The organism is Acinetobacter legionensis (assembly GCF_048552295.1).
Classification (GTDB): domain Bacteria; phylum Pseudomonadota; class Gammaproteobacteria; order Pseudomonadales; family Moraxellaceae; genus Acinetobacter.
Genome location: NZ_JBIMCW010000013.1, coordinates 25912 through 45016 on the forward strand (window position 1 = coordinate 25912; position 19105 = coordinate 45016).

Sequence of the window (19105 nt, forward strand, 5' to 3'; positions counted from 1 at the left end):
AATTTGAATTTAAAAACTATTACATTTAAAATCTTGAATACGTAACTTATTCAAGTGGTATTTTTTATGAATATTAAATTAAATTCAAGCTTCTCAAAAGCTAAACTTCAAAAGCTTAAAGATGCAAATCTAGATCACTTGAAAAACTCTAAAGTTATTGATATTAAATCATATTCATCTAAAGAGAGATGTTTATCTGACATATCAAGAATATCGTCATTTCAGGCAATCACGAAGTATTCTATCCCACTTGTTTTAAACAAAATTGCTGCAGGTTTCCCCTCCCCGGCAGAAGACTATATAGATAAAACTGTCGACATGAATGACCTTCTTATTTCAAATAAAGAAGCGACATTCATTGTTCAAGTTGAATCGCTTTCAATGAAAGACGTAGGCATAGATATAAATGACTATTTGATCGTTGATAGAAGCATACGCTCACAGCACCAAGACATCGTTATCGCATTCATTGACAATGATTTCACAGTAAAAAGAATGATGATTACACAAAGAATGTCTCATCAAGAATTGTTTGATATTTTTCATAATGAAAATGATCTTAGAAATTTACCAGCTGTTTGGCTCAAACCTGAAAACATCGAATACAAACCAATTCTCCCCCGCAATGAGCAAGAATTAGTAATTTGGGGTGTTGTCACAAAAGTTATTAAGAACTTCAAATGAAACATGAAGAAAAGATATTTGCTCTTATTGATATCAATAATTGCTATGTCTCGTGTGAGCGTTTCTTTAACCCCAAGTTAAACAATGTCCCTGTCATCGTACTATCAAACAATGATGGTTGCGCTGTTGCTAGATCAAATGAAGCTAAAGCAATGGGCATCAAGATGGGTGTTCCTCTCTTTCAGATCAAAGATGTAGTTCAGAAAAATCATGTACAGGTTCTTTCAAGCAATTATGCAATTTACGCTGAAATGTCACGTAGATTTCATTCGATACTTGCAGGTTATGTCGCACCACATGAACAAGAGATTTACAGCATAGATGAATGCTTTCTAGATTTGACAAGCTTTAAGAATAACTATGATCTTGTCGAGTATTGTCAAGGAATGCGATCACGCATCCAAGAATGGATCGGATTGCCAGTCTCCATTGGAATCGGTCGCAGTAAAACGGAGGCTAAAATCGGTAACCATATGGCTAAGAAAGGAAAAAGATTTAATGGGGTGTGTGACTTGGCAACTATGGATCCCAAATATCGTGATTATTTTTGGTCGCTGGTTGAGGTGGGCGAAGTATGGGGTGTAGGGAGAAAGCAGAACAAGAAACTTAATGAAATGGGGATTAAAACTGTTTTAGATCTATCGAAAGCTAATCCACCCATAATGGGGAAAATGTTCACTGTCTGCATGCAAAGAACTGTACTTGAGCTTCAAGGCATCTCATGTATGCCAATCAATGATCAGCCAAAGCCTAAACAACAAATTGTGGCCAGTCGTTCTTTTGGTGTGAAAATCACAGAGCTACAAGACTTAAAAGAAGCAATGTCGAAGTATGTACAAGATGCAGTTGGGCGTTTGAGAAAAGAAAAACTACTATGTGGTGTTATTACTGCTTTTGTTCAATCAAATCCATTTGATGCATCCGTGCCGTATTACAGCAAAGCTCAAACTTATAAGTTTGCAGAACCCACCGATTGCGTTCTTGATCTTGTTGAGGTTGCTTACTTACTACTGGAAAGAATTTATAAACCAGACGTCAAATATAAGAAATGCGGTGTGTTTTATTCAGAGTTAATTCAGAAAACAAACCATATTCCCGATCTGCTTTCAGATCATGAACAACGAATACAAAATGAAAGTTTGATGCAGACTTATGAAGATATTCAAAGTAAATTTGGCAAAGCTAAGATCTCTGTAGGTCCGTGTTACTTTAAAGATCGTAAGTGGTCTATGAGTCGAGATATGTTGTCTAAGAATTATTTTACGAAGAATGGGATGATTAAAGTTAAGTGATTTTAGTTGGGATGGGTTGTTGACTGTGAGTGATTAATTTTGCATTATTCAAAAAACTTCATCAATTCCAGAATATTATGAAAATAACATCACCATATTTTTTAGCCTTAATGGCTGTAGTTCTTTACTCTATAAGTATGCTTATATATGCTACTTTATCAATTTTTAAAAATGCAGATCCCAACAATATTTCTGCCTTTGGTTCTATTCTTGGTGGTGTTGGTGCAATTTTCAGTGGTTTAATTGCATTAACTATATTTTATGGATGGAAGAAGCAGCATAATAAATCTATCGTATCAAACGAGGCAAAACTTGCATTCAATAAAATTCATAATGAAAGAAATATTATTCACTCAATGAAATTCAATTTGAATAAAATTTATGAAATTTATGACTCTGAGAGGATCGCATATATTCATACATTTCTTTCAGATGTAAAAAAACTTGAAGAATTACACAATAATAATAAAGGTGCCATAAGTGAGTTTATCAATTTGATTGAAGGTTCAAAACTCCAACGAGATATTTTAGAATATTCCAGTTATCTTGAAAATTTTCAAAACATTAGATTTCGGGACCTTGGAGTGGATCAAACAGTTTTTATTCATTTGATGAACACAATAAGTAAATCAGAAAATTTAAACAGTGATGTTCTTCAGGAGTTAAAAACCTACATCTTTGCGTAGTTAATCAACTCATTGCATCGACTTTCACATCATTCAAAGCGCTACACTCATCGTATTTAGCAACTGTATCAATGATCCAAAGTGTGATTTCTTTACCCTGCCCTGATTCCAGTTTAAGGAGTTTGGAGCAAGGGATTTACAATTCTTTAAGTAGCCCATCTAGCAAAAAATCTATGGCTTAGAACCTCTTAAGTGATAAATTCTTGACTAAGAGAATTTAAATTAAGATTATATAAGAAATTTCTAAACCAACTCCTTAAGTGGTGAATACTTGCTCACAATACCAACAGATTCTTTAAATAAGTTTTTAGCAATTGGCAGTATCATCTCCATGGTTCTTCTAATGGATTTATGTCTAAAGAATTATGAAAAAGCTGAACTTTCATATATTTCTGCTTTTGTTAAAGCAAGTGAATTTCAGCGCGATTATAAGAAGTTTGCAGATCATGTTAATCACAGTAATGAAATTTATAATAATTCAATAAAAGCCAAAACCTCTATATCTGAAGATGATAAAAAATTAATGTTATCAGAATCCCAGAAAGCAACCGAAATGACCGCAATGATGGATAAAGCATCAATTGAGCTTTTAGAAATTGGATATAAGGCTAAACTTTATCAGCAGCTAAAGTACATTTGGATTGTTATCACAGCTTTATCTTTTATAATCTGTAGTATTGCTGCTTTTATTGGATTTAGAGGATGGTATTTATCCGAAAATAGCATTCAGCAGTAAATAGTTTTACCTCATCCACGCATCTCTCAATCTTCCTGCATCAGCTGTGTGTCCATCTGCTGCTTTTGCCACTGTTCGATATTCAGTGATGCACTTTTTCAGTATGCCAATGTTGGTATTGGTGTATTCAAGGCTGGTATTTTTCAAATCTTAACAGGAGTTTGGGACAAGGAATAATTATGGTAGATAAAAGTGTTGAATCAGTAAGTGCCTACTTAAATAAATTTATAATATTTGTTAAAAAATTCAAACATTCAATTTATCATTTAAAAATGATATCTTTGTTCCCAATATCTACTTAAAAATCAATGTTGCAGAATCATATGTTTAAAGAAGGAAAAATTACGACCTATAATGAAAATAAAGGTTACGGTTTCATCCAACTTGAAGATCATGAGAAAGATTTATTTTTTCATATCAGTGATTTTCCAAACAAGCAATTCCCGCCAAGAATCGGAGAAAGGATAAAATTTCGTATTGTTAGTGAAAATGGAAGAGTAAAAGCAGACAATATTATACGTTTAGATTTTAAGATCGAAGATAAACAAAGTCCAAACTTTAGTAAACGTCAAACTAGCTCACAATATAATAAGAGAAAACCACAAAAAAAGAGTTTCAATTTACTTGAAATTTTTATTGGTGTATTTATATTTTCCGTATTTCTAGCTGTTTTAATACCCTTTTTATCTGGAATATATAAAAGAGAGACCTTAAAAAGACAACCCGTTGAACTTATTGAAAGAACCTCATCTACTACAACTAATTCAGTTCAACAATATTATTGTGATGGCCGCGTACACTGTAGTGAAATGAAATCATATGATGAGGCAGTATTTTTTATTAATAATTGCCCAGGAACAAAAATGGATGGTGATGGTGATGGTATCCCATGCGAAAGTCAATTCTGATGAATCACCATAAAATTTAATTATAGTAACGTTGTAAAAAGCCCTTTAAAGGGCTTTTACGCAAATACCCACACTAACATTTGTATTTATCGTTTGGGCTGTACAACTTGAGATTAACAAACAGATCAATAAACTAATTATCTTGAGCTGCATATTTTAGATTCTCGGCGACTCGGTTAGTCCACCCTTTGCCGTAGGTTACCCAAGTTTTTAAGGATGTATAAAAACTTAAACGCTCAGAAGCCAACAGCAATAACACGTCATTCACATCTTTGGCTTTTACTGCAGCAATTGTTTTAGGTCCAATAATTCCATCATCGGAAACACCAACAGCTTGTTGTAGCTCTTTAATTGCTCGACTTTTCCCAGCATTTACAGCAAAGTCCCACAATTGAAAAACAATCGCTGGGTGTAATTGATCAGCCCCTAATTTATCCCACCAATCATTTCGATAAATTTCTTTTGCTTGTGTTAATGTTAAATTCTTAATGTCTAAATTTGGGTATGTATTGGCAGCAATACCATATTTAGTGCCTTTAAAAATCCCCTTTCCAACTTTTCCACCCGTCCAATTACCAGGATCATTTTGATCTGTAGAATAACCACCTTCATGACCAATTAAACGCTCAAATGCTTTTTCAAAATTCATTTAAATATTGCTCCAAATGCCTCTTTAACTTCCGAGATAATTTCATTAAAAGATTTGCCTTTAAGTAGCTGCACTGACTGGTAAGCAATACCAATACAAAGCATTCCAAAAATGGCAAAAATCAACATGACAAATCCCTGTGCCATGTGTGTGTAGTGGGTTAAGTCGTAATATTCAATAAATGCAGATCCACCATATAAGCTAATGGCCACACTAAAAGTGAACTTCATAATGACGCCCATGGTGATTTTGATACGCCCTTGTGTGTCGATATCCCCTGATAATGTCAGTGCAAAAATAGCCCCAATTACCGCAGCCATAATTTTAAAAAGCCATGGTAAGCCTTTGATAGAAATTGGATCGTTCACAGTGTTCCCCTGATTTTTGGCAATAAAAAAGCACCCAGTTAGGTGCCTGTATTTGGTTAATTTCATACTTCTATCTGAACCACAGTGCCCTCTGGTGCAGATCTTTTGATTTCATTATTTGAGATAAATACTCGGTCACCAGTTTTGTATTCAACTGAACTGGTGCACATAACTAAGCCTGAATTATCCGAAACCAAGACTTTGTAATTTGGATGATTTGCTGAGGTAATCACACCTACAAATTCGGGATTTTGTGGCAATAATGCTAAAAATCTTGTGTAAATATTACTCATTCAACGTCCTTTCAACATTAATGGTTTGGGTGACTGTTGAATAAGTAAAAGAAACACTTACTGAGTCAACAATCCCCCACCATTCACCGTTAAATACAATAACTTCACCTGGTACACATTCACCTATTTCTTCAACCATTGGTAATTCAAAATCATGACTTTGAACTTGAGCTGACTTCGCTAATTTAGCTTTTCCAAAACCGCCCATACTGACAGTGTTAAAAAGCGGATTACTAACAGGCTCCAACAAGACGTCTCCTGCCGAATCTCGTCTTTTAACTTGCCCAACATTTCCATTTCTTGGATTGGTTAAAGTAATTGCATTGAAATTGAGCAACTCCTCATAACTGTCAGAATGTTTTAAAACCAAACTTTCGGGCAACAAGCGATCGTAATCTAATGTCTTAAGTTTCTCCCAAAATGCTTTTTTATATAGTGGGCGAATTGAAAGTCTATTGTCTTTCTTTTCGCTATAAATAAATCCTCCCCCAGCTTCAGCAATAAGCTTAATCGCATCTATTGGAGAAAGATTTGTATAACTCAGACTCTCAGTTTCAACAATCCAACCAAGATCATCAATAAGCTGCCAATCTAAAACAGCATCACTGTTTACTCGATCTAATTCCGCTTGAACAAGTTGAACTGAAGATCGCTCATTTTCTTGTAGATAAGATCGAACAGGTGAATATTTTGATTCAAGCAATGCGGTCTGACTTCGACCAGTCAAGGTAAATGTAATCGTTGGAAATTGGCGACTGCGAGAATATTCCTCATACATCATGTGATGCACCGAACCATTGACCTTAATCTCTAAGATATCAAATTTTTCAATTTTCGAGATTTCAGTTTGAGGAACGGACAAGCTATAGGACCAACACCATTGGCTTCGATCAGTACTATAACTGCCACTAATAACTTTGATTTCTTCCCCAGTTCGAAGATTGAATACAGATATATTGTTCACGATGTACCACCATTTTTTATTTTCAACTTGAGGAAGTGAAGGTTTGAGTTTGCAATGATCAACATCAAAATTGAGTAGTAGATTGCTTCGCCTCACATTTGATCTTTTGCAACAAAAGTTTAGATTAAACTTTTTGCTCTTCGTATCAGGATTTTCAGGTTTTGGCCAAGGATCAATTTTAGATTTTCGATAGTAAATAGAACTTGCAATCTCCCAATTCAATGCGTATTGAGAAATAATCTCTAAGCCATCATCCCAATGAAAGCGATATACAGAAGCAATTTTTTGTGCAACCTCATGAGAGAATGTTAGATTTTTACGCTTTCTAACAAGATCTACCCATTGCTCATCAATATTTACTTTTAAACTAATAGCTTGTTCTTGGAAAAAACTAAGATTGTGATGTCTTTTTTCTGTTTCATCCCAAGCTGTATTTAATGAATTAAGTATTTTATAGGTTTCGTTAAATTTGGTCTTAAGTGCAGTATTTATCGAAATACCACGCTCAAAATTAAAATTTCTTGAAGAACTTATCTCAATACTTGAATCATAAGAAAATGCTGAACTTAATGCCTTTAATACTGGTTTTGAGAACCTAACCTTTTCATTAAGTAAGATCGCTGAAGCAGCAAAATAATCGGTTTTAAGCTCTCTAAAGACACCAACATTAAAATTAATATCAAAGCGAGCTGAAACATTTGCATTAAAATGAGTATTGATTTCTGAATTTATACTGCAAAACTGACTTATTTTTACAGCTTCAACATTCGAAGAAAATGAAGTAAAAATTAATGAATTCAGTTGAGCGAACTGACCATTTTGAGCCAATATTTCAGCATCTAAGCTGGTTCTTAAAACAGATTTTAATTGATTAAAAGTATCTACATGGGTGAATAAAATTGATGAAAACGAATTATTAATAACTGCATTTAATTCAGCCTTTTTAAGTTCATTTTCTCCAAAGTTTAAATTATTTGTCCCAGTCTTTTGCTTTGAGAAACCCAGTGCGACATTGGTTTTTCTTGGCGGTTGGTACTTAGACACATGTCCACCTCTTTATGCAGGTAATGGCATTGGCTTTAAAACTATAGAATTTAACATCAGTGTTGATCCCTCAATTAAATTCGGTTCCGCTATCGTTATATCTGCTCCCACTGAAAAGTCCGTAACTGCAACACCAGCACCGTTATAAAGTCTAGCCCATATTGCTGTTCCATTTTTTACCACAAGTGCCGCATCGGTCTGATTTAACTCTATGCTATCTGCATTTATCTTTTTAAAGCATGGCTTTGGAAGTGACAGAGTAACAAGCCTTTTACTTTCATCAGCAGCTATTGAAACGTTCACTGGTTTTGCATCACTATAAAAAACAAAGGTTGCAAATGCGCTACCTTGATCTAAATATTCAGCAATGGCTTTAAGCTGAATTAACCCAACTTCAATCGATGTAAAATTCATTGAATATTATCCTCTGCTGCTAAGTTAAATTCCTCTTCAGGATCAATAGCTACTACATAATTTGCAGAATTAATTGATCCAAAAAGAATATATGAACCATCATTTTTAGAGGTTGATTGACTTAGCATATCTCCATAATCTCTTGAATATGCTCTAACAGTACAGATGATTGGCACCCCTTTTTTTGTCACTACCCCTTTAATTAATAATTCACCACCCTTAGAGGTGCAATATCTAATTGCCCTATTAATTATCATTAATAACCCCCTAGATTGAATGCAAGCGCAGTTTTAAGGATTGCTGAAGCCCCTCCAACTACGTTTGTTGCAGTTCTAACAAAAAGATAAGGTGTGTTAGTGTCAGTTACTAATTTTATTTCTTGATCATTACTTGAGTCATGTAAAACTGACTTTGCTAAATCAACAACACCACATAAATATCCTGAACCGTCCTTAGCAAATATATCCATAAAAACATCCCCATCAAGCGTGTCTTGCGTTACAGCTCCAGAATAACCACTAAAGGTGGAAAACCCTCCTATTTGAGTAGTTAGAACTGTGTTGGAAATAGAGTTTTTAATGTTTTTTAGAAACGCAAATCCTGCGTATGTTGAATTTAACAATGGATTGTCATGATGTTGCCCTGTAGATACACCACCGCCATTATTGTTAGCTACAAGTACGGGTATGCATATATCTTTTTTACGAAATAGAGCGAATCCGTATGGTATTTTGTTAAAACTAGCAGTTGATGTCGGAGTTAGTGCAGGCAATATAAAGAATGATGTCTTATCCCCTACAAGTACCCAAGATCTATTGCCGTCACTGGGTGTGGTCAATTCAGTGCTAAAGCTAGAGGCACTCGTGCCACGCGCATAATGCCATTTAAACCAACCAACACTTGCACTTGATCCGCTTCCTGTTCCAACCCAGTTTTTTGTCGGATTTGCAGAGTTGAATGGCGCTTGATTCCCGCTAAAATCATCTATCCCACTACATGAATCGAGTATGCCAACTTTTGCAAACTTGGCATAAGAATCTGTATAAACTGGATCTCGACTATTATCTACACGCAAGAAATACGGATTTACAGTTTTGTCTTTTGCTTGATATACACCCTTCTGTGTTCCAGCAAATGCTTTAGTCCAACCCAATGATGCTAATTTTGCTGAAACTGTTCCTGTGACTGACTGATCTGGCAAATCAACAACAAACTCAATTTTATTGTTAGTTATTCCAAGAACTTTGAATTCTTTATTTAACTCTGGAATTGATGAGCCGCTAAATTCGATAACCTGAAATTGCTTAAAATTATGATTTGAGCCGAATGTTGCGGTCCCAACACCATCAAGAATTGTCAAATTTGAAACAAGTTGCGTTCCAAACCCTGTAACAAGACAGGCATCAAGTACATCAATTAAACAGCCCCAAGTATTTGTTAATTGCGGGGCGTTTGTATTATCAAAACTAAACCATTTAACATCTGTATTTGCCATTATATTGAGTCCATAAAAAAGACCGCTTTTGCGGTCTTTGTAAAATATGCTTAGATCACTCGATCAATATCACCACGTAACATGATCTGAAACTGATCTGTTAATTCAGTAGGTTCTGATTGCTTCACTGTACGTATCACCCAAACTGGAAACATTGCAGCATGGGTATCAAAAAACACCACATTGTTATTAACCCAGCCTGAGCCCCACCCTTCTTTTTTGATTTTGAAGTATGGAACACCTGTAATTGGATTGATTGGCTCACAGTCTGTATTAATATTTGCTGTGCCAATTTGTCCTGAATACTGCCCAATAATTCGGAAATTCGTATTGTCTGTAAATACCAATGCCCAACGCTCTTGTATAGCTCCCTTATTGGTTATGGCAATAGGGTAAAGCGCATCGTTATAACGAGCTGAAATCGGCGCACCTGTAGGCTCTTCTACCCACACATTACCCCACGTTCCCTGCGAAAACATATTTGAATAACGTGCTTGCATGTCACCAATAACCAATGCAGAACCAACGATTGTATTTTCAGCGCTGTAATTGTGAGTTAATGGCTTGGTGAAAGTTACTTGTCCACTGATCTGTACATCTCTAATTAACCCCATGTCTTGATAGCGATATTTAATATTTAAAGGTGGTATTAGCGAGTTTAGGGCGAAATCACCGCTTAAAGTGACCTCACCATAGTCGTAATTAACCACATACATATCAAAAGGAACCTTCACGCCTTTACTATCTTGAAGTTCACACCAAGAAATACGCTTGTCATCTAAAATATAGGTTTTGCCCGCAATATGATCAGGCATCACTATAGATTTGGCTGCACTGACAATTCCAATATCACCAACGCGGAAAATAGGCACACGACCATTCGGCGGTAAGCGTGTTGCAGACAATCCTAAAATCGAAGCATCAAGCGGAATGTAAGTATAGGAGATGGCATTATATTTAACAGTATTGGGAACAACCCACACGGGTATGTTGATATATTTTTTATTTGACTCATCATATTCTAAAAGGACGTCATACCAATCTTTTGCTTCAATTTCTAGCCTATTTGTCTCAGTAATTTCTGTTTTTGTATAAAAGTATATATCTACAAATCCAGTTTCATAATTCACAGAACCGTGTGCTTTTGATGTTTCAACTTTTCCTTGCTCATCAAACTGCAAATTTAAAGCACCAAATTCAACGGTGCTCAAAACCACAGTAACTGAAGATGGTCGAACAGGGATAACTGGAATTCTAAAGCTGATGTGATTGATTTCAATTGCATCTGTAGTAGTTGCTAAAGACTGTAGAGAAACCGTGCTTTCAGTTAAAGGTGCCCATGAATCAATCTCAACCATACCCGTTCCATAATTCACAGAACCTGCAGTAATGCCAGTATTTGTAGAGTTATTGATATTTCTATAGATTATTCCATTACGATCAAGATAAACATCACTTCCTAGCTTAAATCGCACTGAATTAGTCAGTACTAGTTCGCTAAACTGAGGTGTTAAGTCAATTTTAAGTTTATCCGCAGTCACCTGTTTGACATTCGGACTTATATCGGGAGAATCACGATATTTAATATTAATGTTAGTTGGGAAATAAGGTCTTAATTTCTTCTTTTCAGAAGCTATTGATTCAGTCTGCGGTGAATAAAAACTCATGATTAATTACTCACAAATACTTGAGGTGTATAATTTTTTTGATACACCATAACTTCTAAATATGGCTTTATCACGACAGCACCTGAGCTGTAATTAATTGTTCCGTGAATATTGCCTAACTTGTCGTATAAGTTACCAACGGTGTTGTCAACCTTAGAATCTGTCAGGACCAATTCAGTTAAATTCTGGTTAAGCTGATCTTGTAATTCCATTTTTAATTCAATACTACCTGGTTGAAGTGCATTACCCGTTCCCACATTAAAACTTAACTCTTGCTCAACTGTAGGTGTGATTATTGCGCTTTGATTTAATGGAAAACCCGTGTTGTAGTTAATCGTAAAAACCGTGCCTTTTTGGGGTAAAATTTTTGGTATAAACTTACCAACCCCAGTTGCATAGTTTATTGAGCCTGTTGCATCTCCATTAAACTTTCCTTGAGCATTGCTTGTAGCAGTTTTCTCAATGTCACCGACATTCCACTTCACGACAACACTATTTGCTGCAACAGCCTCTCCCAACTGTAACTCGAACGAAGGGCTTTCAAGAGTTAGATTTGAACGAACAAAAGTTGAGATTGGCGTACACCACAAAACGAGAATGTTGCTTCCAACATCGGCTAATTCACCTGTTGTCAAAAGCCAAGATCCAGTTTCGTAATTTATTGAACCTGAGCCGATAGATGTTGAACCTGCTTTGAGTTGGCCTGAACCATCATCTTTAAGTTCATAAAACTTACCTTTCACCATGAATGACACAGAAACACTGCCCGGTGCAGGTGGAGGAATTAAAACTCCCGTCCAATTTGATCCTTGATTATTTTGTGTCACTTGAATCGATTGGCTTTGGGTATTTTGTAAAGGTGTCGAAGCTGGTTTAAATGCAATGTTTAAAGTCGTATTCCCCGAACCTGCAGCTGTAGTCCATTGAATCAATCCTTTTTGATAATCGATCGTTCCCACTTGAGTGCCAGCATTTGTTTTCAACAATCCCCCACTATCATTGACTTGTTGATTAAACAAAGCGAAACTGAGACTAGAAGGCATGACACTTGAGCCTAAGTAAAAATTTTGAGATGTTGAAATAACAACTTGATAGCTTGTCGATACAACACCATCATTACCTGGAACTAAAGTCGTCTTTTCACCTGCAGCATTTACATCAATGATCGCTGTTTCACTTTGAGCGCTAGGGATAATCTGAGTAAAAACATCTTTTACATTGACTGTAAACTCGCCCAGTTGAGCATCTTCAGTAGCTTGAGTTGATGAATAATATTTCCCTGTATCTGCAACCAAAGTTTCACGAATGATAGTTGTTGGCTTTTCTCCTGCGTACCAACTTTTTGCTGATAAGCCTACAAAGTCAATTTCTAATGGATCACTGATACTATATGTGGCAATCTTGTATTCAATTTCTTTTTGATCAATAACGATTTTTGAAATACGGGTTTCAACTTTTAGTATTCGAACATATTGCTCATGGCTATTTATAAGCCCACCATTTGAAACCAATACGATCGCATCACCCACATTACTTTCTATTTCACTGGTAAACATACAGACCTGAATCTGTTTCATACCCTGCCAAAGTGTATCTAGTGGCGTTCCTGCAATTTGAGTGCCCTTTGATAAATATGACTCAACTCGATTTTGCGCAGATTTACGTTGATCCGTATAACTTCCAGTGCTAAATAAAAGTGCAGAAACAGCAGGATCTTTAGGATTCTCAGATATAAACACGGTTGATCCCATCAATAAATCAGTATCAATAGTTGTTACCGCAGGAAATATCTTTCGCATTGATACATCGCCAAGGCTTCGATCTAATTCTGAAATATCATTAAACAAGTTGTTACTCTGTCCATCAATGATGACTTGCCCATTGTATTTACCACCCCCGTCATCATTATCACTTAAGCGCTCAGATTCATATAAAACTAAATCTTTAGTTTCAATCGGCATCGTTTATCTCCAAAAATCTTAGTGTCACGTTATATTCGTCATCGTCAGAAACAGTCGGATGCTCAAGCACAGGATTTGCTTCTATTGCTTTATCTTGATGATTAAAAACTACGTTAAACGTGCGCTTGTCATGAAAATAGTTAAATTGAAGTTCAAATTTTTCTTGAAGAATTGACCAGTCTTTTAACTTGCTAACAATATGTCGTTTAAGCCATGCCATGTTTTTATCAGCTATCAAAGTAACTGGACGACCCGATTTCATTTTACCCTCCTGAATAATCAAAGCTCCGTCTACTGCGCGATCTTGTTTTTGCTCAATAGGATTCCAGTCAAATTCATCAGACCATAAAAAACCGTCAGACAAAGTGACGGTTTCTGAAGTTGAGATACGTTTTAATTTCATGTTTTAACCACTCTTTTTAAGTGTTTCAAGCTGTCTAAACAGTTCATTCAATGTGCCTTCTTGACTCGCATTCCCCATCAAGGAAACATCCTGTCCATTAAAATTAAAACTGTATTTAACTGTCTTACTTGGATCAGAATTGCTTGAAAGCGCAGCTGAGGTATTCTTTTGAGTATCTGCATAAACATTTGGCGCCAATGCTTGCATTGTAGATTGCCCATTTCCGTCCGAGTAACGCTGTAATGCCTGTTCTATGTATCTTGAGCCATCATAGCCTGCTAATCCTTTCTTTCTTAGCTCTTGATACAACATACCTGAAATATCCGTAAGCCCGCCAAGACTTCGATTCTTTTGCAGAACGTCTTGGTCTTTTGCGAGTGCGGTACCAAAAATATTTTGAGCTATTGACTCAGCTTGAGCATCGTCATAACCCATTTTTTTAAGCTCATCCCGGACATAACTCTTCGTATAGGATGTACTTGAAACAGCATTGGATTTTTTGGATTTTTCCTCTCTCGTTTTCACTTCTGCCTCAGATTTTGCACTTAAAGCCTCATTCCATGCATCAATTGAATTTTGAGCCTCTTCTCTTGCAACCGCACCCATTTCACGATAGGCACTTGTTACACCGCTTGAAACAGTTGAAGCATGAGACGAAGCAGCTTTATTCATTTCATCATAAGACCGTACAACTGCCTTTCCTGTATCATCAATTTGAACAGATAAACCAAGTGATGCAGCTTTTGCTTGAGTATGAGCAATTACAGCTTGATCACCTGAAGCAATCGCTGCTTGAATGGTTCTTTCATAAGCTTGTCTCAAACTTTCAGCAGTTGCTTGGCCACTACTTTGAATAGTATTAAAATCTGCCAAAGCTGATTGGGCTGCAAGCTTTAACTGATCTTTGGTTTTGATCCCCAGACGTTCAAATGCTTGCTCAACAGGATTCATGTCATCAGGAAGCTTTTGCATCACCTGACGAATTGCTTGAACACCTAGTTCAACCTGTTTTGTAGATATAACACCTTGTGTCTCAAACTCTTTTAACTTTGACATTGCAAAGTCTATTTCAGCTTGGGACTTTGCTGTTTCAAGCCATTTTACCCACGCTTGATATGTGACTTCACCAGCTTGTTTGCCCTGAACTCCCAAGGCTGTGAGATTTTTTGAGAAGTTAACAACATTTACTCCCCCAGCTTTGAACTTTTCTGAAATTCTACTTAATAGAATATCTAAGTCTAGATCTAAAGCAGTTGCTGCTTTCCTTGCAACATCAGCGGAAGATTTCAAACCTGATGCAACCTCGGCTGATCGCGATTTTCGAGCTATATTTAATTCTTCTTCCTTTGTGTTTATAGCTACCAATGCATCTTGCGCAGATTTTAAGGCATTCAAATCACCAGTTTTTCTAGCTTCTTCAATCTGCTTGGTAAGGGTAATTTTCTCAACTGCACTCGTTTTTAAATAAGCTTGAAAATCTGCCTCGGCTTTCTTCTCGCGCTCTTTTGCAAGTTCAGTGGCTTTGGTTTTTTCCTCGGTAGCAACTTTGGCTTCATTGAGTGATGCAACCGCTACCTTGCCGGATTGGTCAAGCGTTACCATGTAGCCTTTTTCAATCAGATCAGCTTGAATCTTTCCATCCATCAGACCCTTATTGGCGGTAATGGCAGCTTCGGCATAGGATTGAACAGCTTTTAACTTTTCCTCCTCACTTGATTTTTTCCCTGCGACTTCCGAGTTTTGATCTGCAATTATCTGATCAAGTTTAGCTTTTGAAGAAGCAACAGCTTCAGCATCTTTTTCTTTTTGTGTTTTTGATATCTCCTGAATGGCTTCAATGCCTTTGGATTTAAATTCCATTGCCTGATTTGATGATTGCTCATAATAACTTTTCGCTTTTAACGAAAGCTCCTCATATTCTTTTAGTGCGGCATCTTTATATTCACCAAATAAAAGCTTTGACTTCCAATATGTAAATGCTGCTGCAACATCATAAATAACACCAGCAAGTAGGCTTGCCCCAATTTTCAAACCATTAAAACCATCATTGATGAAACCAATTGCCACGTTTAACGCTTGCAAAAACTTTGTTAAACCATTGGTTTTATCGGACGCTTGATCTACCCCACTATTAAAATTAAATATATGGCTTAATAGGGAGTTTAATTGATCGCCTGCAATTTCGAGACTATTCCCAAGGGTGCTTGCCATGGATTTAAGTGCGTCATAAGCACTCATTAAGGCAGTCTTTAATGCCTCAATTGTTGCTGGATCAATCTTTTTAAGCTGATCCCCAACCCAAATAAATCCATCACCAATATCTTTTAAAACAAAATCAAGTTCCGAAATATTATCAGCAAGAAGCACAAGCCATTGAGCTACAGTTGCAGATGCACCATTTGACTGGTCCATCTTACCAATCAATATTTCCCAGCTTGTCGATATACGTTGTAAAGCATTACTAATTGTTGTAGGGAACTTATCGTAAGTCGCTTGCACTGATGCAGATTGACTTTGAAGGGCTTTGACCACACGTTCAGAAGAAAGCTCACCAGCCTCAGCCATTTTACGAAGTTCGCCAGTGGTAACTCCTAAACCTCTTGCCAAAGCTTCGGCTAAACCGTAACCACCTTCCATGATGCTATTAAATTCTTCTCCGCGAAGAACTCCACCTTGCATGGCTTGAATAAATTGGGTAACTGCTCCATCTGCAGCTTCTGCTGTGCCACCACCAATCTTAATCGCCTGGGTAACCGTCTTTGTTAGTTCTAACGCTTGTTGTTGCGTCATCCCCATATCTTTACCCACAGTGTTTAAACGTGTGAATAAATCAGCAGTAGTGGTTAGATTGGAGTTTGTAGCAAGCGCAACTTGGTGAACACCTGCCATTGCCTGATTGAAGTTGCCACCATCTTTGGTGGCTATATTAATTCGTGCCGAAAGATTTGTATATGAGTCCGCTGCTTGTGCCAAACCTTGAACACTTAAACCAACACCAACAGCTGCCATTGCGGCAACCAATGCATTTACTGCAAATTTAGCGCCATTCATTCCTTGCTGCAAGCCTGCGGTATTAGCTAACAGGTTTAAGCGAAAATCCATTGATCCTGAAGCCATACATTCCTCAACTTTTTAGCAGGCAATAAAAAACCTCCGTTAAGGAGGTGTTGGTTTGTAAACTGTTTATTCAAACATCATCTTTATTTTCTAAATCTAATGATTGCTGTGTTTCGTTTATTAGGTCATCTAGCTCTTTAATCATGGCTGGCTTAGTCTGCTTTCCATGGACAACAAGAAAACGACCTGCCTCAGATAGACCTTGTGTAATTAACTCAAGCTGTGCTGAAAGCTTACCGATCCGCACTTGCATTCCATCTTTAAGATTTCGGGCAATATCTTCTTGTTCGATGTAATACAGGCGAACTTCACGTCCACGATCAGTACACTCGACCATTGAAAGTTCTTTTGCCATATCTACTGTCAGCATATACTCTAAAATTGTAATAGAGCGCGTACCACCCTGATGAGGGACTTGCTCCACCGCTTGGACGGTCAAGTAATCACGGTTCTCGACAAATTCATACTTAGAAATACGTCGCTTAATCCACTTTGAGAAGTCCTGCTTACTTTCAAACCAGCGGTGCAAGCCACGAGCATTCACGCCGAGCTGAACTTTTCCATTTAATTCCACTTCGATAAATGGGGTTTGATTTTCAATTTTTACGATTGCATTCATTGATACGCTCCGACTACTCATAAAGAAAAAAAGCCAACAAGAAGATGCAATGAGTAGTCGAAACGACCATCTTCCTTTCAGGAGCTACCCTAGTCGGCTTGGATGCCATATTTCAGGCATTAAAAAAGCCGACTTTTTGGGTCGGCTTCGCTTGGTTAAATCTTAAATCTTGTCAATGGGTTTTTATAATTGTTTTAGTTGTAATAGTGCGGTTTACAACTTTTAAGTTTTAGAGAATAAAAAAGCACCCTAGGGTGCTTTTTTATTAATCTCAACAATAATCAATTAATGCTGTCGCATTCCTTTGGTGATCAGACCCCATACTTATAAAAAGATTAGAAACATCTTCATTCTTCTGCATAAATTGTAAAAATCCATTGATTGAAAAATTATAGGATTTTAATAACTCTTGCTTCATCTTTGCTTCACAATCAGATTTAGTTACATGGCCTTCCAAATCCCGTTTAATTTGTTGCATATCTTTAACCGGCTGAGATAAAGCGACCCTAGATGTAGATCCAGCCACAGTAAACGCATCACTCCATCGTCCAGCCAAATCAACATAGAATTTCTTTTCAGCTATAGTTATTTTTGGAGATTCGACAACTTTTTTAGCCTCCTGGTAGTCCATCATGTATTTGCTTTGAAGCTCTTTGATCCTAATGTCCGTTGCTTCTTTTAATTCTTTTTTAGCAAACTCTTGATTTGCAATTGCTTGAGCATCAATTAACTTTTGCTTTTGCTCGACCTCGGCCTGCTTCAATCTCACCATATCCTCTTTATTACTTTTGTTTATAAAATAACCTACCAATAAAACAATAATAAGGAGAGCACCCACAATATATTTCACAATTAACGCTCCCAAACAATTCTAGTTATTACCCCACCAATAACTGTTAGTGTGTACCTTACGCCATCAATCGTGTAGCGGTAATCTGTAGCAAAAGCTAAACGCCCGTTTGCATCCCTTGTTTTATATTCATAAGAAGATTCAGGATTACCTAATGTTTGAATCATATTGCCTTGAGAATCACCTTTACTCACAAAACTATTTGATGATCTAACACTTTGTGCTTCAGTAGCAGCATATATATTGGTAGAAGCAAAAAATAAAAAAGCTAAAAATAATTTTTTCATGATATTCCCCTCATTATTTGAACAGAATATATATTGCCTAGAGGTTGTGCAATGTGAAAATTACCCTTTATTCATACTATCGATATATTTGTTATATCCATTTTTATCAGCATGATATGCAACACGCAAGCTATTCCCCATGCTTAACAATGTATTTCTTTCATTTCGATGTGCTGCCTTTAGGTACTCTTTAAAAGTTCCAAAGCTATAATTTAAAATATCTAAATGTCTATGCCCTTTACTTATTAAGTACTGAAATGAATCAAACCAGGTGTACTTCTCTTTAGAATCGGTTTTCTTATTATTTTCTTGATTGAAATATGCTTGATTTACTTCGACTAGATTCTTAAAAAGCTCAAGTAATTCACCGTCATTTTCCAATAATTTAGGATCTAAGTCTGGGACATTTGTTACTAAAGACGCAACCATGATTACTTGAAATTTAAGTTTTTCAAAAACATCAACAAATACTTCATCACTAAAATTATTATTGAACATAATTCTAATTGGCTCAGCAAATTCGGACCACTGATCAAAATCTTTCATCAGAACTTGTCGGATTTCAATTTCATCTTTAAATGCAGATCTATTCGAAGCTAAAAAAAACTCATTCATGTTGATTACCCGAAAACAGGCACAAAAAAAGACGCTCATGCGCCCCTGTGCCT

General features: G+C 36.4%; 20 protein-coding genes. 5 read left to right on the forward strand and 15 right to left on the reverse strand.

The genetic code is table 11. From position 1 onward, the window contains the following. Window positions 1–66 precede the first annotated feature (66 nt). From ACG916_RS11705 to ACG916_RS11725, 5 genes are all read left to right on the forward strand, one after another. The gene (locus ACG916_RS11705; protein ID WP_419327874.1) at window positions 67–684 is read left to right on the forward strand and encodes a LexA family protein; all 618 of its coding nucleotides are present in this window, start codon (window positions 67–69) and stop codon (window positions 682–684) included. Then, a complete protein-coding gene (locus ACG916_RS11710) occupies window positions 681–1976 on the forward strand; it encodes a Y-family DNA polymerase (RefSeq protein ID WP_419306809.1) in 1296 nt (431 codons plus the stop codon). Before ACG916_RS11705 ends, ACG916_RS11710 begins: the two co-directional genes overlap by 4 nt. 77 nt (window positions 1977–2053) lie before the next feature. Beyond that, entirely contained in the window at window positions 2054–2662 is a 609-nt protein-coding gene (locus tag ACG916_RS11715; protein WP_419306810.1) for a hypothetical protein, read from the forward strand. 271 nt (window positions 2663–2933) lie between these two features. Then, the gene (locus tag ACG916_RS11720) at window positions 2934–3398 is read left to right on the forward strand and encodes a hypothetical protein (RefSeq protein WP_419306811.1); all 465 of its coding nucleotides are present in this window, start codon (window positions 2934–2936) and stop codon (window positions 3396–3398) included. A gap of 323 nt (window positions 3399–3721) precedes the next feature. Further along, window positions 3722–4306 carry a cold shock domain-containing protein gene (locus ACG916_RS11725; RefSeq protein ID WP_419306812.1) on the forward strand — a complete coding sequence of 195 codons (585 nt, stop codon included), beginning with the start codon at window positions 3722–3724 and terminating at the stop codon, window positions 4304–4306. A gap of 133 nt (window positions 4307–4439) precedes the next feature. Here the strand turns inward: ACG916_RS11725 and ACG916_RS11730 are convergent, their stop codons facing one another. From ACG916_RS11730 to ACG916_RS11800, 15 genes are all read right to left on the reverse strand, one after another. Beyond that, window positions 4440–4955, reverse strand: a complete 516-nt coding sequence (locus ACG916_RS11730; RefSeq protein ID WP_419306813.1) for a glycoside hydrolase family 108 protein — start codon at window positions 4953–4955, stop codon at window positions 4440–4442. Then, a complete protein-coding gene (locus tag ACG916_RS11735) occupies window positions 4952–5323 on the reverse strand; it encodes a hypothetical protein (RefSeq protein WP_004820924.1) in 372 nt (123 codons plus the stop codon). Before ACG916_RS11735 ends, ACG916_RS11730 begins: the two co-directional genes overlap by 4 nt. A 62-nt stretch (window positions 5324–5385) precedes the next feature. After that, window positions 5386–5616 carry a hypothetical protein gene (locus ACG916_RS11740; protein WP_419327872.1) on the reverse strand — a complete coding sequence of 77 codons (231 nt, stop codon included), beginning with the start codon at window positions 5614–5616 and terminating at the stop codon, window positions 5386–5388. Then, on the reverse strand, window positions 5609–7624 hold the full coding sequence (locus tag ACG916_RS11745) for a hypothetical protein (protein ID WP_419327871.1): 2016 nt from the start codon (window positions 7622–7624) through the stop codon (window positions 5609–5611). The genes ACG916_RS11740 and ACG916_RS11745 overlap by 8 nt, the downstream gene beginning before the upstream one ends. A 12-nt stretch (window positions 7625–7636) precedes the next feature. Continuing rightward, the gene (locus ACG916_RS11750; RefSeq protein WP_419327870.1) at window positions 7637–8038 is read right to left on the reverse strand and encodes a hypothetical protein; all 402 of its coding nucleotides are present in this window, start codon (window positions 8036–8038) and stop codon (window positions 7637–7639) included. After that, the gene (locus ACG916_RS11755) at window positions 8035–8295 is read right to left on the reverse strand and encodes a hypothetical protein (RefSeq protein ID WP_419327869.1); all 261 of its coding nucleotides are present in this window, start codon (window positions 8293–8295) and stop codon (window positions 8035–8037) included. The genes ACG916_RS11750 and ACG916_RS11755 overlap by 4 nt, the downstream gene beginning before the upstream one ends. Further along, complete coding sequence (locus ACG916_RS11760) at window positions 8295–9533, reverse strand: hypothetical protein (RefSeq protein ID WP_419327868.1); 1239 nt, start codon at window positions 9531–9533, stop codon at window positions 8295–8297. The genes ACG916_RS11755 and ACG916_RS11760 overlap by 1 nt, the downstream gene beginning before the upstream one ends. A gap of 50 nt (window positions 9534–9583) precedes the next feature. Further along, window positions 9584–11200: a hypothetical protein gene (locus ACG916_RS11765; RefSeq protein WP_419327867.1), complete on the reverse strand. Its 1617-nt coding sequence runs from the start codon at window positions 11198–11200 to the stop codon at window positions 9584–9586. 2 nt (window positions 11201–11202) lie between these two features. Next, on the reverse strand, window positions 11203–13161 hold the full coding sequence (locus ACG916_RS11770) for a hypothetical protein (RefSeq protein ID WP_419327866.1): 1959 nt from the start codon (window positions 13159–13161) through the stop codon (window positions 11203–11205). Further along, a complete protein-coding gene (locus ACG916_RS11775; protein WP_419327865.1) occupies window positions 13151–13564 on the reverse strand; it encodes a hypothetical protein in 414 nt (137 codons plus the stop codon). The genes ACG916_RS11770 and ACG916_RS11775 overlap by 11 nt, the downstream gene beginning before the upstream one ends. A gap of 3 nt (window positions 13565–13567) precedes the next feature. Further along, on the reverse strand, window positions 13568–16681 hold the full coding sequence (locus ACG916_RS11780) for a tape measure protein (RefSeq protein ID WP_419327864.1): 3114 nt from the start codon (window positions 16679–16681) through the stop codon (window positions 13568–13570). Between the two features lie 70 nt (window positions 16682–16751). After that, window positions 16752–17300 (reverse strand): antA/AntB antirepressor family protein, encoded by a 549-nt coding sequence (locus tag ACG916_RS11785; RefSeq protein WP_419327863.1) that lies wholly within the window; start codon window positions 17298–17300, stop codon window positions 16752–16754. A 271-nt stretch (window positions 17301–17571) separates the two neighbouring features. After that, window positions 17572–18150, reverse strand: a complete 579-nt coding sequence (locus tag ACG916_RS11790; protein ID WP_419327862.1) for a hypothetical protein — start codon at window positions 18148–18150, stop codon at window positions 17572–17574. 2 nt (window positions 18151–18152) lie between these two features. Further along, a complete protein-coding gene (locus tag ACG916_RS11795; RefSeq protein WP_419327861.1) occupies window positions 18153–18437 on the reverse strand; it encodes a hypothetical protein in 285 nt (94 codons plus the stop codon). 60 nt (window positions 18438–18497) lie between these two features. Continuing rightward, window positions 18498–19052 (reverse strand): hypothetical protein, encoded by a 555-nt coding sequence (locus ACG916_RS11800; protein ID WP_419327860.1) that lies wholly within the window; start codon window positions 19050–19052, stop codon window positions 18498–18500. Between the last annotated feature and the right edge of the window lie 53 nt (window positions 19053–19105).